This window comes from Brevundimonas diminuta, assembly GCF_050310045.1.
In the GTDB taxonomy this organism is placed as follows: Bacteria; Pseudomonadota; Alphaproteobacteria; order Caulobacterales; family Caulobacteraceae; genus Brevundimonas; species Brevundimonas diminuta_F.
The window spans coordinates 2,359,964-2,375,395 of the sequence record NZ_CP190005.1 but is presented as its reverse complement, the minus strand read 5'-3'; the positions used below and the strand labels follow the sequence as shown (position 1 = coordinate 2,375,395).

At 64.0% G+C, this 15,432-nt stretch carries 11 protein-coding genes and 1 pseudogene; 5 read left to right on the top strand and 7 right to left on the bottom strand.

Features of this window, described 5'->3' with window-relative positions; genetic code table 11:
* Window positions 1-86 precede the first annotated feature (86 nt).
* Window positions 87-1,442 carry a dicarboxylate/amino acid:cation symporter gene (locus ACORJG_RS11440; RefSeq protein ID WP_427789135.1) on the top strand — a complete coding sequence of 452 codons (1,356 nt, stop codon included), beginning with the start codon at window positions 87-89 and terminating at the stop codon, window positions 1,440-1,442.
* A gap of 217 nt (window positions 1,443-1,659) precedes the next feature.
* Entirely contained in the window at window positions 1,660-3,546 is a 1,887-nt protein-coding gene (locus ACORJG_RS11435) for a gamma-glutamyltransferase family protein (RefSeq protein ID WP_427789134.1), read from the top strand.
* A 62-nt stretch (window positions 3,547-3,608) separates the two neighbouring features.
* Here the strand turns inward: ACORJG_RS11435 and ACORJG_RS11430 are convergent, their stop codons facing one another.
* Window positions 3,609-5,333 (bottom strand): S1 family peptidase, encoded by a 1,725-nt coding sequence (locus tag ACORJG_RS11430; protein WP_427789133.1) that lies wholly within the window; start codon window positions 5,331-5,333, stop codon window positions 3,609-3,611.
* An 829-nt stretch (window positions 5,334-6,162) separates the two neighbouring features.
* Here ACORJG_RS11430 and ACORJG_RS11425 point away from each other — a divergent pair.
* Both ACORJG_RS11425 and ACORJG_RS11420 read left to right on the top strand, forming a co-directional pair.
* On the top strand, window positions 6,163-7,146 hold the full coding sequence (locus ACORJG_RS11425; RefSeq protein ID WP_427789132.1) for a hypothetical protein: 984 nt from the start codon (window positions 6,163-6,165) through the stop codon (window positions 7,144-7,146).
* Between the two features lies 1 nt (window position 7,147).
* On the top strand, window positions 7,148-8,137 hold the full coding sequence (locus ACORJG_RS11420; RefSeq protein ID WP_427789131.1) for a hypothetical protein: 990 nt from the start codon (window positions 7,148-7,150) through the stop codon (window positions 8,135-8,137).
* Between the two features lie 551 nt (window positions 8,138-8,688).
* Here the strand turns inward: ACORJG_RS11420 and ACORJG_RS11415 are convergent.
* The 6 genes and pseudogenes from ACORJG_RS11415 to ACORJG_RS11390 all read right to left on the bottom strand — a co-directional run bounded on the left by ACORJG_RS11415 (window position 8,689) and on the right by ACORJG_RS11390 (window position 14,366).
* Window positions 8,689-8,817 (bottom strand): hypothetical protein, encoded by a 129-nt coding sequence (locus ACORJG_RS11415; RefSeq protein WP_427789130.1) that lies wholly within the window; start codon window positions 8,815-8,817, stop codon window positions 8,689-8,691.
* Window positions 8,818-8,961: 144 nt separating this feature from the next.
* Window positions 8,962-9,144, bottom strand: a complete 183-nt coding sequence (locus ACORJG_RS11410) for a hypothetical protein (protein ID WP_427789129.1) — start codon at window positions 9,142-9,144, stop codon at window positions 8,962-8,964.
* A 500-nt stretch (window positions 9,145-9,644) separates the two neighbouring features.
* Window positions 9,645-11,210, bottom strand: a complete 1,566-nt coding sequence (locus ACORJG_RS11405; protein WP_427793028.1) for a hypothetical protein — start codon at window positions 11,208-11,210, stop codon at window positions 9,645-9,647.
* A 57-nt stretch (window positions 11,211-11,267) separates the two neighbouring features.
* Window positions 11,268-12,134 (bottom strand): annotated as a pseudogene (locus ACORJG_RS11400) (hypothetical protein); the annotation flags it as partial.
* 143 nt (window positions 12,135-12,277) lie between these two features.
* Window positions 12,278-13,411: a helix-turn-helix transcriptional regulator gene (locus ACORJG_RS11395; RefSeq protein ID WP_427789128.1), complete on the bottom strand. Its 1,134-nt coding sequence runs from the start codon at window positions 13,409-13,411 to the stop codon at window positions 12,278-12,280.
* Between the two features lie 247 nt (window positions 13,412-13,658).
* Window positions 13,659-14,366 (bottom strand): SDR family NAD(P)-dependent oxidoreductase, encoded by a 708-nt coding sequence (locus ACORJG_RS11390; RefSeq protein ID WP_427789127.1) that lies wholly within the window; start codon window positions 14,364-14,366, stop codon window positions 13,659-13,661.
* 75 nt (window positions 14,367-14,441) lie between these two features.
* Here ACORJG_RS11390 and ACORJG_RS11385 point away from each other — a divergent pair, with 75 nt between their 5' ends.
* A complete protein-coding gene (locus ACORJG_RS11385) occupies window positions 14,442-15,371 on the top strand; it encodes a LysR family transcriptional regulator (protein ID WP_427789126.1) in 930 nt (309 codons plus the stop codon).
* Window positions 15,372-15,432 lie beyond the last annotated feature (61 nt).

Sequence of the window (15,432 nt, the reverse complement as noted above, 5' to 3'; positions counted from 1 at the left end):
CGGTGTTTTCATACTCGGGTCGAAGCACGGCGTAGACCGTGTCGGGAAGAAATCCGCGAGCCGCGCTCGCTTCCAGGAGCGACCTTTTGATTCCTGCAGCCTCAGAGACGGCGTTCTTGCGCCGGCGACCCTTCTACCGGCATCTGTACTTTCAGGTGTTGATCGCCATCGTCGCGGGCGGCGCCATCGGTCACTTCTGGCCCGATCTCGGCGAGAGCCTGAAGCCTCTGGGCGACGCCTTCATCAAGCTGGTGAAGATGGTCATCGCCCCGGTGATTTTCCTGACCATCGTTACGGGCATCGCCGGAATGCGCGATATCGGCCGCGTCGGCCGCGTGGCGGCCAAGGCTTTCGGCTACTTTCTGGTCTTTTCGACGCTTGCCCTGATCGTCGGTCTGATCATCGCAAACGTCGTGCGCCCCGGTCATGGGCTGAATATCGACCCGGCTACGCTGGATCAGGGCGCGGTCGCCCAATACGCTCAAGCGGCGCATGAAAGCACCATTGTCGGCTTTCTGATGGGCATCATTCCCGACACGATCATCAGTGCTTTTGCGACGGGCAACATCCTGCAGGTGCTGTTCGTATCCATACTTTTCGGAATCGCACTGGCCATGGTCGGCGATCTGGGCGCTCCCTTGATGAAGATTCTGGAGTCGGTCAGCACGACCTTCTTCAAACTGGTGGCCATACTGATGAAGGCGGCGCCGATCGGCGCTTTCGGGGCCTTCGCCTTCACCATCGGCGCCTATGGCATTTCATCCGTCGCCAATCTGTTCGCCCTGATCGCCACCTTCTATCTGACAGCCGTAATCTTCGTGGTGGGAGTGCTCGGGTTGGTGGGCGTCGCCAACGGGTTCAGCATCCTGAAGCTGATCCGCTACCTCAAGGAGGAACTCCTGCTTGTGCTGGGCACCTCCAGTTCGGAAGCGGCCCTGCCAAGCCTGATCTCCAAGATGGAGCGCGCTGGAGCGTCGAAGTCCGTGGTCGGTCTGGTTGTGCCGACCGGCTATTCCTTCAATCTGGACGGCACCAACATCTATATGACGATGGCGGCCCTGTTCATCGCGCAGGCGCTGAACATAGACCTGAGCCTGCAGGATCAGGTGCTGTTGCTGTTGGTGGCCATGCTGTCGTCCAAGGGCGCGGCCGGCATTACCGGCGCGGGCTTCATCACCCTGGCGGCGACGCTGTCGGTCGTGCCCAGCGTGCCGGTGGCGGGCATGGCGCTGATTCTCGGCATAGATCGTTTCATGAGCGAGTGCCGCGCGCTGACCAACTTCATCGGCAACGCCGTGGCCACCATCGTTGTCGCGCGCTGGGAAGGCGAACTCGACCGTGATGCGTTGAGGGCGGCGCTGGATGGCGGATCGCAGCCATTGGCCGCCGGGCCGGATCCTGCTGCGGGGCCAGGCGACGATCTTGTGCTCGCAGATGACTGACCACCCTGTCGTGGCGTGTTGCGATAAAAAGTCAAGTGTTCAGGTCCGGGGCCCATTGAGGTGAGGCGTTGTATCAGCCTCAGTCCAGATACTGGTGCGTAATGTCCGAGAAATTTCTGATTCCTGCTCTTTTCTCTATGAGATCTTGGCTTGTGGAAGTCGTTTTGTACGATCATTCAAGTGAAATAACTTCAGATAATCGAGTGGGGAGCGAGACATGACAAAGGCGCTGACGAAAACCCTGGCGAGGCAGACTGGTCGCTTTGGCATCGGTCGCCGCCAGCTGCTGGTCGGCGTGGGCGGCGCGACGCTGGCCGTGGCGCATGGTCAGGACGCGATCGCCCGCACCGCCTTCCAGACCGGTGTCGGTCGTCAGGCGCCGGACGCTCCGGCCAGCGGTGCGGCGTCTGTCTCTTCGCACCGGGTTGAGGTTCCCTTCCCGCACGGCGGCGTGGCGGCGGGGCATCCGCTGGCCTCGATGGCGGGGGTGCGGATGCTGATGCAGGGCGGTTCGGCCGCCGACGCCGCCGTCGCCGCCATGGCTGTGCTGAACGTCGTAGAACCGTGGGCGTCCGGCGCGGCGGGCAACGGTTTCGCTACCTGTCTGGACAAGAAATCGGGCGAGGTCCTCTCACTCGCCTTCACCGGCGCCGCGCCGGGACTGCTGGACAATCAGATCGACCCGGCTGAACTGAACGCCGGGCACAAGGCTGTGGTCACGCCCGGCGCCTTCGGCGGCTGGATCGAGCTGGCGCGCCGCTTTGGCCGCCTGCCGCTGTCGGTGTTGCTGGAGCCCGCCATAGGCTACGCCCGCGACGGCCATCCGATGGACGTCTCCATCTCGGCCACCATCCGCCGTCAGCAGGCCGCGTTGGCCCGCTATCCGACGACGGCCGCCATCTATCTGCCCGGCGGCCAACCGCCTGCGCCGCGCTCCCTGTTCCGCAACCTGCCGCTGGCGCGCACCTTCCAGGCGCTGGCCGACGCTGAAAGCGCCGCGCTGAAGGCAGGCGGCGACCGCAATGCCGGGCTTCAGGCCGCCTATGACTACTTCTATACCGGCCCCATCGCGCAGGAGATGGCCCGCTTTTCACAGGCGGGCGGCGGCTGGCTGCGTATGAAGGACATGCAGGACTATCGCCCCAAATGGCAGGCGCCGGTCAGCACCAATTACCGCGGCGTCGATGTCTATTGCAGCCCCGTCACCTCGCGCACAGGGCTGGAGATGTGCGAGCAGCTGAACCTGCTGGAGGGCTTTGACTTCGGCGCCCTGCCGGCCGATGGCGCACAGGCCGTTCACCTGCTGGCCGAGACGATCAAGGTCGCCAAGTCCGACGTCTATCGCTACGCCGCCGATCCCGCATCGGCGCCCACGCCGACCGAGACGCTGATCTCCAAGGCTTTCGCCGATCAGCGCCGTCGCCTGATCAATCCGCAGGCCGCCATCGCCTATCCGACGGGAGCCGACCTGATGAACCGCGCGGCGGGGCTGCGCCGCCGTCCGCGCGCCGCCAGCGTGCCGGGCGACACCACCAGCCTGTCGGTGATCGACAGCCAAGGCAACGCCATCGCCTGCACCACCACCCTGGGCGGCGGCTTCGGCACCCTGCTGGTGATGGGTGAGACGGGGCTGATCTGTAACAACGGCCTGCGTGTCGGCTCGACCGCCCCCTATCGCGACCATCCGAACTTCGTCGCACCGGGGCGTATTCCGTTGCTGGGGAACTGCCCGGTCATCGTCAAGGACAACGGCCAGCTCAGGATGATCTTCGGCACCCCGGGCGGCGAGACGATCGGCCAGACCCAGTTCCAGACTCTGGTCAACGTCATCGACCGTGGTCAGTCGATCCAGGAAGCCATCGAGGCGCCGCGCATCGCTGTGGACGCCGATCCCGGCTTCTACACGCCCGGCGCTGCTATCCGTCTGCAGATGGAGGCGCGCTTCCCGGTCGAAACGATGGCTGAACTGAAGGCGATGGGCCACACCGTCGAGCCTGTCGGTCCCTACGCCATCGGCAGCATTCAGGGCATCCTGATCTCTGCGGACGGACAGCCCATGGCCGGCGGCGATCCGCGGCGCATGGGGTATGCGGTCGGCTATTGAAGGGCCGCCCCTACGTTTTAGGCTCAGGATCCGTAGTCCGCGCCGTTGCTATGCGCTTCGGCCTATGAGCTCTGATTGTGGGTCTGTTTCGCCAGAAAGGTGCAGCGCCATACAGACTCGCGCGCTGGGCGCCGGGGCAGGTCGGGCCGCACCTGCCTGGCCTGGGCGTCCAGGCGGATGCCCAGGGCCTGGATGTCGTCGGCGCTTGCGGGGCATTCCGGCTTGCCCAGAGCGTCCAGGGCGGTGCGGTGGCGCCGCCATGCTGCATCAGAGACGAAATAGGACGATTGGGTGAAGGTCGTGAGATCGTCCGATAAGCGGTTGATGGTGATGCGCGGTTCGGTTTCCGACACCAGCAGGCGCTCATATCCGCCGGGAACTTCGGCGTAGGGTGTGCGGCCTGCCACGCAGGCTCTGGTGGTGTCGAACTGGAAATCCAGGCCGTCAGTTTGGGTCGGATGGCCGTGGCTGCGGTCAGCGTCCAGCCGGCAGCGCAGGTTGTAGACCGTGCTCATTTCGCTGTCCTCGGTTCTCGGGGGCGCGGCAGGCGGTCGATCCGCATCGACGGCGGCCTGCGGCCCCCAGCCGGACCCGGCCCAGATGAGAAACAGGAACGCTCCGCCGACAAGGATGGCGCCTCCTGCCGCCAGGATGATGTGTCGGGCAGGCAGAGGCGCCGTGCGGCCCTGGCGGGCCAGAAGACGGTTCAGCGGTTTCGCTCCGCGTTGTTGAGCCAAGCCGCGCCGGCGGGGTCGCGGTCCGTGAGCGGGGCGACGCCACGCCACCATGCCCAAGCCGATCAACAGGGGCAGCGCCGTCAGGCCTGCGCTCATGATCATGAGCCGCCACATGCGTTCTGTGGCCTTTCGGGCCTGCGAAGCGGTTTCGAGAACGCGAGCCTCGGCCGCGCGCCGGGCCTCTTCGGCGTTCTCAACGGTGCGTTTGAGGGTGTCGATCTGGTCCTGGACGCCGGAGGGCACGACCGGCTCCAGCACGCAGGACTCTGTCGCCAGCCGAATATGCGCGCCCGCTTCCTTCAGCAGATCGATGACCGCCTCGGGGTGGGGCGAGATCGACAGGGGCGACGGCGTGTCGATCTGCCCCTGCGCTGTGACTGCGCTGCCCGAGACCCAGGTGTTGACACCCACGACCCGGCCGCAGTCATCGACCAACGGGCCGCCGCTGTTGCCCCCGCTTATCGCAGCGCGGTGGAAAATGGTGCGGATCGGAGCGCCTTCGGGCGTTCGGTCGGCGAAGCGTGAAATGGCGCCCGAAGAGAAATCTGGTGTCGACGGCGCGATTTTCTCGTCGGCGGTGCAATGAAGCAGGACGCAGGGAAGCCCCGGATAGCCCATGGCGTGCACCATCCCCATGTGGGCCGGTGGCTCAATGGCGATGAGCGCGGCTGGCGCCTGAAGGCTCGGCGCTTGGATCACTGCCAGGTCAGCGGCGGAATTGTAAAGGGTGATCCGCCCGCTAGCGGCGCGTTCGCCCAGACCTTCGTGCGGCGTAATCCAGACGAACAGATCGGAACGTCCGTTGGAGGCGCTGACCACATGCCAATTGGTGACCACCATTCCCGGCGCAGCCACGAAGCCGCTGCCGTGACTGTGAAGATATAAGTCGCCCTTTTCGTCGCGCTCGATAAGGCTGACGCGCACCACCGAGCGGGCTGTCTGCGCCAGGTCTGGGTTGCCCTCGGCTCGTGCTGGGGTTGCGGCGGCGATGCACAGAAGGCTGACGCCCAGCGCGCTGGTCGCCACGCTGATCTTCAGGGCGCGCAACATACGCCGCAGACCCCTGCCAAGCGCGCGTACACCGCCCGTCGTCTCCATCACCCGCACTCTCTTTTTTGTTTGATTTACGCGATCTGACCCGTGGCAGATAACACCGATCGTCGGCCGTTCGACAATGAGCGGATGGACCCTGTTCCCTGATAAAACGCGTCAGCTTGGAGCACGGGAGTCCGGCTGAACGCCGGCAACTGACAAGACACGTCATATTCCAGTTTCAGGTTGCAGTGTTGAGCTCGCCTCCATCATCGTAACGACGTTCACCGTCATCCGCCGTCTCACACGAGGGATATCCTGGGATGAGCGGTCATCGGAACGCGCCATCAAGACCGATAATGTGAGAGCAGCCATGAACCATATCATTCAGATCGACAGCCGAGGCTGGACGATGAAGACCTAAGGGCCGCGGCGCCATGAGCAGTGTTCGCATGAAGTCGGTTCGAATGATGGGCGGCTTCATCTGCTTTGCGGCAATACATCTAATGACTGCGGCTATGCCTGATGGGGCCGGGCGAGCTTCCGGGGAGGGCGGGTCCCGTGCCTGGAATACTGGAATTTCTCGGCCGCCTGACGCCCCGTTTCGGTCGCAGGCCTCCAGTCAGGCGCAGACCGGCTCTGACCTGGTTGTCATGCCGATGGCCGCCAGCGTGCTGCATCAGGGTGTTCGTGCCGTTCAGCAACAAACCGAAGGGACGCCCTTTCATACGAGCAGACTTTCCAAGGAATGTTGGCTAAAATGATCATGAACAGAGGTCTTCTGGCCGGAGCGGTTCTGGCTCCCTTACTTATCCTGTGGGGATGTTCTGGACCTGCTGATCCGGTCATGGCTTTTCTGGAGCGGGCGGCCACGACGCCATTCGAATTCTTCGAGTTGTTCGAGGGATACAAGATGCGGCGCAACGGTTCATACTACCTGCTGGAAGGCGACCCTTTTAAGTTCGCCGATGAAACGGCTGACAGGGTCCGCGAGCTTGAGACGGAAGTGAAGGCCTTCGCGCGGGACGGCGGCGATCTGCACGAAGCTGGCTTCGTCGCATTGTGCACCTATCGGTATAATCAGCGACGACAGCGCCTCTATCTGGTGCCGGTCGATGCGGTGCGCCCCGGCGCAACGGAACGCATCGCCCAGTTGTATGAAGCCGCCGCCGCCGCCTATGATCGTGAGAATGCGGCGGAGGAGGGCAGCCGCACGCCGCCTGCTGCGGCCTGGCCGCCAACCCACGGGCCTTATGTCCCGGTCGCGCGTACCGTGGCCAGAACCGAGGCGGACCAACCGCTGACGGAATGCTTGCGCGCCTTCTTCCCCCACGCCTCCTTGTCGCCCGAAGTTCAGGCGGCGGCGCTGCAGCGCGCCCAGCGCACCGAACGCCTGACCTGGGAGCGTCTCGAAGATTTGAGGTTGGGCGCCCGCGCCGGCGCCCAACAAGCGCGACTGTCAAGCACGGTTTATATGATGACTGGATCGTCCGTCGTCTTCTATTCAGCGCAAGATGGGTGGCGCGGAACATCCCTCCAACCAAGCGCTGACCAGTGGATGTCGACTGCTGCAGCGCTGATGCTGAATGATGTCAGTCTTAAAAATTGTGGTTTCTTAGGCAATGCGGGCGGCATATCTAGTTTGTTTGAGCAAGCCTGTATGAGCAGGATCAGCATCGATGATGGATTCAGTGATCTGGTAGGCAAGAGAGACTTTGATACCCGGGCGATGTTAGCCATGAAAAACGGTTTCGGGCTGAATGAAATTCTGACGGGTTATGAATTGGTAAGGTCAGGACGAATTGAAGTTCAGGTCCGGGGGGATGACTGACATGGTCAAACGCCTGTTAACGGGAACTGTTCTGGCTCTGTTACTGGTCTTGGCCGCGGCTTGCGGCGAGGGCGATCCTGACGATATCGGGCTTCCGTCCGGAGTCCTGCTGACCGAACAACCTTTACGACCCACAGGCAAGGGCGCTGCGTTTGATCTCGGTGACACGGTCTGGCGAATGGATGTCGGCAAGGGGGACGCAGCCAGGCCTGTTCTGGTGTGGTTCCAGCGCGAAGGAGCGAGGCTGATCCCCCGCCTGATCGATGTTGACGGTTATCTGGACCCGCGAGACATTCTTTCACCCAGAGAAAGCGGGCCTTTGGCTGCTGAGGTCCTCGATCGTGGGCGCGAAGAGGCAGAGGCGCGCGGCCTGGAGGCCAGCACAAAACGACATGACTATGCCGACGGGGTTGTGGCGGCAAATCCTGACGCATCCGCAGCTAAGGCCCGCCTGGATCGTTCGGCCTGGGTTTCCGCAGCCTATGGTCAAAGCGGCCTGTTGCCGGCCGCCTTCGATCTCCTGCCGACGCGGGACGGCGCAGTGGTGCAGACGCGTTACGGCAAACTGATCATCCTGACCTATCTGGGGGGCGAGGCTCAATCAGGCAGGCTCCGGCTTTATAGTGCGCCCAGCGCCCTCGGGATGGGCTCCTACTTTCCCGACAGGCCCGGGACCTGGACAGCTGTGCGTCGCAATGTGGCGTCGGTTCTGCCGTGGATGTCGCCGCCCCTGCCGCGATATAAGCGCGCTGCGGACCTCGTCCCCTTTGGTTTGGCCGATTTGGCCGACCCTTCCATGAAACTCGACTGGCCGTTGAGTATCGTCCTGAAGGAAGGCGGGCGTAAGGGGACACGTTTCCTTGACGCAGTGGGCGATTTTGGTTGGTACGCCCCAGACCATGTCGAGCTGCGTGCGACGACATTGGCCCCGCCAACCAGCATTAATAATGTTGATTTTCTGGCGGCTCACTTACGCAAAACGTCCCGGTAGTCTCGGGGGATGGATTGATTTGGTCCAGCAGCTATCAGCGGCGGTGAGGTTCGCGTCATGGAATCAAAGTCCCGACCACTACAGACTCCGGTGACGGGAGATGGCGTAAATACAGTTCCCGCTCACGCCGTAATCGTTCAAAATACATCGCTTTCCGCATTCGGTAATCGGTCAGGCGGCGCCGCTGTATTTCCGCTTCATGCTCAACATCCGCGATGTTGAGGGGGTGATGGCGGAGCGCGATATTGTCGTCAGCAGGGAGACGGTCCGGCGCCGGGTGACCAAGCTCGAGGCGCTGATTGCGCCCATCTGCGCCGTAGCCCTGAACGGCCAACGGTCGTTGGCATCTGGATAAGGCGGTCGTGAAGATCGGCGGGCGTCGATAGCTTCTCCTTCGTCATAAACGCTCTCGTTCAGAAGGGGCGGAACAAGGATGCGCCGATCCGACAGCGAGCTATCAAACCATCGAAACGGGTTGTCGCGCCTGGCCATGAGGCCGCGACTGACCGAGTCAGTCAGCCGCGTGCGATGGTTGGGCTGACAAGGCTGGATCAGGCCGCGAAAAGGCGACGCTGGATCATCAATGCGGCGACGACGCCCAGGATCAGCCCGTACAGGACCCTGGCCCAGTCGGTCATGGTTGGGATGGGGGTCGGCGTGGGCGCGGGGATAAAGGTCATGTTGGTTACGTAGCGCCCGGTCGTCGTTGAGACATCCAGGCTTGTGCAGGTCGCCCGATTGCAGTTTCCTTCCACCAGGCTAGAGGGCATCGGGTTGGCCGAGCCCAGTTCAGATCCAGGTGTCTGGAACCTCAGAAGCGCCCCTCAATTACCGACCATCACGGGATGGGTGGTCGCAGCGATCCAGTTGGCAGAGACGGGCAGGGCCAGAATGTAGGTATTGGCGGGCAGGCCGGTTACTCCACCGAGAGCCTTGCCCTGGGTGACGTGCATCGTGATGGCGGAGGTGATGCCGGTTGCCTTGTCGAAGGTTACGGAACCCGACACGGAACCGGTGGCCGGCGCATCGAAGTTCCCGCTGAAATTGTAAGTGACCCGCGCTGCCATGGCGGCCGACGCCGTAGCCATCGCGGCCCCTGCAGCGATTACTGCCAATACTCTATCCCTGAGTCCCTTTTCTGTGCGGACTGAGACAGCGCGGCCCTAAACCTGAAGGACGGTTTCGTATCCGACCGCTGAGCCTGGCTCGTGTGCTGTGAGCCGAGTAAAAAGAGGTTTTGGTTAGGATCGGGCGTCGGCCGACAGGCGATCGGCATCTTCGCCCCCATCGTCTCGGCCCAGCGGCATGGCCCGCCGACCGTCGCCCAGCCGTGCTCGCCCGAGCCATCCAGCGCAATCATTACGGGACCTTCCCATAATCCAGGTCTGGAAATCCGGTGATCGAGACCAGGACGACGTCTATTGCCCCGATCGTCATATTTATCTTTGGTTTGCGATTGTCTTCTCACGCTTTCGACGCTCCATTCAAAGGGCCAGGCCACGTGTGTTCAGAACCCGATGGCGACGCCGACGCGGCCGCCAGTCGTGCCGCGAACCGTCGAACCGGCGACGCCGCCGTTGACATAGACACGCGGCGCCGCGCGCCAGACGACGTTGCCCGAAAAGCCCTGTTCGTCGCGGTAGGTCGAGACGTTGAATGAAACGGAAAACCGGCTGTCCGGCACGACCATCGCCCCGCCCAGGGCCATGGCGGCCGCCACGCCGCCCGTTGCCTGACGATGCGCGCGATCGGTCAGGACCGCCATGGCGTCCAGCCGGTCTTCAAAACCGTCGAGTGTCGCGTCCACGGCCGCGAAGGCCGAGCCGACATTGTGATAGGCTGCGCCCTGTATGCCGTAGGTCGGCTGGGTGAAGTCGCCGGTCGCCGCATCATAGGCTGCACCGCCGCCAAGGGCGGTCGCCGTTGCGGCGCCGAGGGCGTCAGAATGGGCCAGGGCTGTGTTCGCCGTGGTATGGGCGGCAGCGGCTTCTGTCCGGGCCAGATTGGCCGTTCCTTGAGCCGTAGCTGCGTTCGCCATGGCTGTATTCGCCGTTCCCTGAGCCGTAGCCGCGTTCGCCATGGCTGTATTCGCCGTTCCCTGAGCCGTCGCCGCGTTCGCCATGGCTGTATTCGCCGTTCCTTGGGCGGTCGCCGCATTCGCCATGGCTGCGCTCGCCGTTCCTTGGGCCGCTGCTGCATCAGCCAGGGCGGCGTCGGCGGTCCCCTGGGCGGCGGCCGCGGCGCCGGAAGCCCCGGCGACCGCCGTGTTCAACTGGCGCATGTTCACGCTGTCGGTGTCGGCGACGCCATCGGCCAGGTTGACCAGGCGGCGTTCGGAACCGGCGGCGCCGATCGAGACGACATTGTCCTGATCCGCGACCGAACCGACGCCCAGGGCGACGCTGTTCTGTCCGCTCGCCAAGGCGTTCCCGCCGATGGCGACCGAACCGTCGGTCAGGGCCGAAGCGCCGTTGCCCATGGCGACCGCTCCTGATCCCGTGGCGGTCGAAGCGTTGCCCAAGGCGACAGCGCCATGGCCGGTCGCGGTGTTGTCGGCGCCGATTGCGACCGCGCCGGTTCCGACTGCCGTATTCGGATCGCCGATGGCGACGGCGCCGTTTCCGGTTGCTTTCTGGCCCAGGCCGATGGCGACCGCCGCCCCGCCGCCCGCGTTGCTGTTCGTACCGATAGCGACAGCGTCCGCCGCGCTTGCGATCGTGGCCGGTCCGCCCATGACAATGGCGCGGTCCGTGGTCGCGCTGGCGCCCGCGCCGATGGCGATGGCGTCCAGGCCGGATGTTGTGGAACGCGCCCCCAAAGCCGTGCCGCCATGGGCGCTGACGTTCGAACCGGCGCCGATGGCGGTGCCGCGGTTTACAGATGAATTCGACCTGCGAAAACCGACTACGGCGAAACCGCCCAGCGCCACGCTGTCATAGCCGCCAACGCGAGAAAGCTCGCCGATGGTCACGGAGGCGATTTCGTCTGCAACCGGCGTGAGAGCAATCGTCTGTTCCCCGGCGCCGTTGGCGAAGGCACGGTTGCCGATGGCTATGGCGCCATCGGCCGACACGGCTGACTGAGAACCAATGGCGACGCCGCTGGCGGCTAGACTCTGAACGTTGCGGCCCAGGGCGATGCTGCCGGCTCCGTCCGCTCGACTTTCCGAGCCAAAGGCGAGCGCGTTGACCGCGCGAGCCTCGGCCGCATATCCGAGCGCTATGGCCTTTTCGTGCGCGGCCGCTGTTGTATCGCCTCCGATGGCTATGGACCCGAACTCCGAAGCGTTCGTTCCTCTTCCCAAGGCTACGCCCTGGCTGCCGCTTCTGGCTTTGGACCCTACGGCGACTCCCCCCTTGGCGGACGTCTGTGCGCCTATGGCGGTGGAGTGGTTTGACGCGGCATGCGCGTTGTTGCCGATGGCTGTGCCGTTCTCGATGCTGGAGAGATTGAAATCCACGCCCTGGCCTGCGCGAGCGTTTGTGCCTATTGCGACATTTCGGGTTCCACTGGCTCTGGACACCGTGCCGATGGCCACATTGCCCGTATAATCGCTATACTGGGGCGAGGTCGCCACCGTTTCGGCCTGGCGTTCCACAGCATAATTGCCGATGGCGACGCCATCCGAATCCGCACTCGCTGTGGTTCCGACTGCGGTTCCTCCGCTATTGGCATGGGCGCCGGCGCCTACGGCGGTCGCCCGGCTTCCCTTGGCTTCAGAGCCAGCGCCGCACTCCGTCGTCTGTTGATGTGCCGGGTTGGCGTTGCATTCCGGCGTTGGGTCGGCGCGGGCGACCGAGGCGCCCAAGCTGGCGCAGGCCAGGGGGACCAGGGCTGCAGTGGCTAGCAAGCCGGCCCCTGCCGCATCCCTACGCCATAGGCCCTGTGCAGAGCGGAACTGTCCCTGAAGAGGTGAAGCGGTGTTCTCGGCGAGATCCCGGTTGAGCCCGGTTTTTGAAACCACCGGATTGGCGACGCGAAACGAAAGAAAACGCATGATGAAGCTCCCACGGATTGAACGGCTACGGGGACTTCGATTGTCTTTTCAGCAAGCGTCGCCCGATCCTTCGTCCTTAGGCTTAGCCGCCGACCCAGGCTTTGCGCGTCATAGGATCGTATGACGAAATCACGTCCTGAAGGTCAAAGGCGGGACGCAGGCGATCGCAGGGCTTCGAATAGCTTTTCCAGTTCCGCACGACGCGTGACATTGAATTTGCGGAATATGCGGTGCCTGTACGTGTTGGCCGTGGCAGGGCTGACGCCCTCCCGGCGAGCGGTTTCAGGCACGCTCAGGCCGCTCAGGATATGGCGCAGGTGTACTCGCTCCACCAGGGTCAGTCCGACCATGGCGGAAATAGCTTCCAGTCCGTCCGTCACCGCCTGCGGCCCGGGCGTCACGAACACCGCTGCTGCGGCCTCGCCGAATATCGGTCCAGCATTGATTCGCTTCAGAGACAGCACATAGGCCATCACCGGCGGCTCATCGGGACCGGACAGGACGACGCCGGTGCTGGCGGCCTCCTGCCCCAAAAGGGCCTGTTCTATAGCAGCCTTTAATGGCGTCGCCGCATTGCGTCTCACGGCGGCCAGCCGTCCCTGCCGCTCAACCAGAAGCCCGCCTTGCCGGATGCGGGTTTCGGCGGCGGCGTTGAAATCCGCCACGCGACCTGTCGTTGAAATCAGGAACACGCCGGCTGACAGGGTGTCGGCCAGGGATTTCCAGTTGTTCCGTTCCACTTTTTGCATGTCCAGAATGCTGGACATGGCCACCGCCCGACGAAGATGCGGCGTCAGCAGCCGAGCACGATTCAGGGTCTGCTCGTCGCAAAGACCTGCGGCGCGCTCTCGATACAGAGCGATATCGGCGATGCGGCTGGGTTCGCGAAGCACGATCATATGGAGCGAATCGACCAGGCCCCTCGGCTGCATGACTTCTGTCGCCCAGCGTGTGCGGGAGAACGCTTCCGGCGCCTCGCGCATGGATGAACCCGGCTCATTCAGATCCCGCGCCCAAAGGTCGGTGACGCTCGACCAGACCTGTGCGCTCTCGGCGCTGAACTCGGGTAGACGCTCGATCAGCGCCGCCTCGAAATTCCAGCTCTTGACGGTTCGTAATCGCTGCTGGGCCAGATCCGTCATGACCAGGGTGCCGTTGCTGCAATCCAGGAAATTTCCCATGACCGCGAGCGTCGCCGGCCACAAGTCGGGATTCAGGACGCAGTCATAGATCGCGCCGATGGCGTCAGACAGAACCTCCTCATAAGAACGCGACACGACAGAACCCCCCGGAACCGATCAGATGCAAACTGCGCGTGGTCCGGCTGATGAGTTCTGAACCGAGCCCAAGCGGCATGCTGCAGTCCCTGTATTACCTCAGGTGAAAAGGCGTGTCGCTCGCCTCGTCAGCATCTTTTGACGCGGCTCATCCTGTGCTTATCATCTGATCTTCAGGTGTTCATTCCCGACATCTGGACGGCGCAGGCGCAGACGACTTCTTTTCGCGTGTTTTGCCGGTTTGCAATCAACGCAGACTATAGCCGCCGTCCGCGAACAGGGTGGCGCCGGTCATGTTGCGGTTATCGAGCAGGAAGAGCGCTGCATGGGCCAGGTCGTGGACGTCGCCGGGACGCCCGACGAGGCTGAGGCGGCTGAAGGCCTCATAGGCGGGCTCGCGCATTTCGGCGGGGCGACGTCGCCAGAGGTCGCTGTCCACGGTGCCGGGAGACAGGCAGTTGACGCGAATGGGAGAGAGTTCCTGGGCCAGGGCGCGCGTCAGGCCTTCAATAGCCGCATTGCAGGCGGCATAGGCCGGATGCCCCATGGGGCGGACAGAAGCCGCCCCTGACATCAACACAACCCCGGCGTAGGGCGTGAGGCGCGGCAGGGCGGCGTGGATCGCCCAGTACTGTCCCCAGAACTTGGAACGGAAGGCGCTTTCCGCCACCTCGGGCGTGGCTTCTGCGAAGGCGCCGGTGACATAGGCGGCGCCGGGCGTGAACAGGCCCGAAAGCGGCGGCGCCATGTCGAAGAAGGTCGTAAGGGCGGGCCGGTCGGCGATGTCGACAGGCTGTGTGACGGCTAGCGGACCAAGCCGATGTCGCGCCTGCTCGAGACTGGAGGGCGAACGGCCGCCGATCAGGACATGATCGCCGCGCGCGACGAGGGCCTGGGCCAGGGCGAAGCCCATGCCCGATGCGCCGCCGATGATTGCATAGGTTTTCTGCGCCATGACGCCGAGGATAGTGCAGAATGAAACGATCCAGTTTGGATCATTTGTCACCTCAGAGCCGAAGATAATTATGCAATGACCATGGACGATGTCGGCCCCGGCGGTGTGATCAGGGTCTTCCTGGCCGTCTGCGATCAAGGAGGCTTTGCACGGGCGGCACGGCATCTGGGGCTGACGCCCTCGGCTGTGGCCAAGGCGATCGCCAGACTGGAGGCGAGGCTCGGGACGCAGTTGTTCGAGCGCACGACCCGAAGCTTCTCCATGACCCAGGAGGGGTGCGCCTATGCGGCCGTATGCCGACAGGCCATGACGTCGATCCGACGGGTCGAGCAGGACATGATCCTGGCGGCTTCCGAGCCGGTCGGCGTGGTGCGCGCCTCTCTTCCGCCATTGTTCGGGGCCGAGGCGGTGGCGCCCGCCCTCTACGAACTGGCGGCGCAGCATCCGAGACTGGCCTATCACCTGTCCCTGAGCGGCGATCCCGTCGATCTGTCTGACGGGGCCTTTGATCTCGCCGTCCGCATCGGCGAGCCGCCGGACAGCGCAGGCGTTAAGGGACGGCTTATCGGCCAGCAGCGCCTGAGCCTATGCGCCGCGCCCGCCTACCTCGCCGGTGCAGGGCGTCCGGACCGATGGCAGGATCTGTCCGGTCATGACCTCATTGCTTCGGCGTCACGCGGCAGGGTCGCGCCCTGGCGTTTCAGGACCGGAGAAGACGAGGTCTCATGGACACCGCCCGCCCGCCTTGTTCTGGAAGGCAGCGCCCTGTCGCTGACCGCGATCCGGGCAGGTCGGGGCATCGGTATGGCGCCGACCTGGCTGGTCGCCGATGATCTGGCCGCCGGGCGGCTGGTCGCCGTGCTGGAAAACCAGATCGCCGGCCACAGGCCCGTGCATCTGCTGTGGGCGCAGACGGCGAGCACCAGTCTGCGCCTGCGGGTGACCATCGACGCCATCGTGCGGGCGGCGGCGCGCGTCCTGGGGCGAGGTGCGAAGGAAAGCTGAAAAACCCGGCAGTATTTCTGCATTGGGCTTTGGGGGCGGGCATGAAAGGCTGAGGCGTCTC

Bases quoted from the DNA above. Each gene is read 5' to 3' on its own strand.
- ACORJG_RS11435 (WP_427789134.1), top strand. From the start codon at position 1,660: ATGACAAAGGCGCTGACGAAAACCCTGGCGAGGCAGACTGGTCGCTTT.
- ACORJG_RS11430 (WP_427789133.1), bottom strand. From the start codon at position 5,333: ATGTTGCGCGCCCTGAAGATCAGCGTGGCGACCAGCGCGCTGGGCGTC.
- ACORJG_RS11425 (WP_427789132.1), top strand. From the start codon at position 6,163: ATGGCTTTTCTGGAGCGGGCGGCCACGACGCCATTCGAATTCTTCGAG.
- ACORJG_RS11420 (WP_427789131.1), top strand. From the start codon at position 7,148: ATGGTCAAACGCCTGTTAACGGGAACTGTTCTGGCTCTGTTACTGGTC.
- ACORJG_RS11415 (WP_427789130.1), bottom strand. From the start codon at position 8,817: ATGACCTTTATCCCCGCGCCCACGCCGACCCCCATCCCAACCATGACC.
- ACORJG_RS11390 (WP_427789127.1), bottom strand. From the start codon at position 14,366: ATGGCGCAGAAAACCTATGCAATCATCGGCGGCGCATCGGGCATGGGC.
- ACORJG_RS11385 (WP_427789126.1), top strand. From the start codon at position 14,442: ATGACCATGGACGATGTCGGCCCCGGCGGTGTGATCAGGGTCTTCCTG.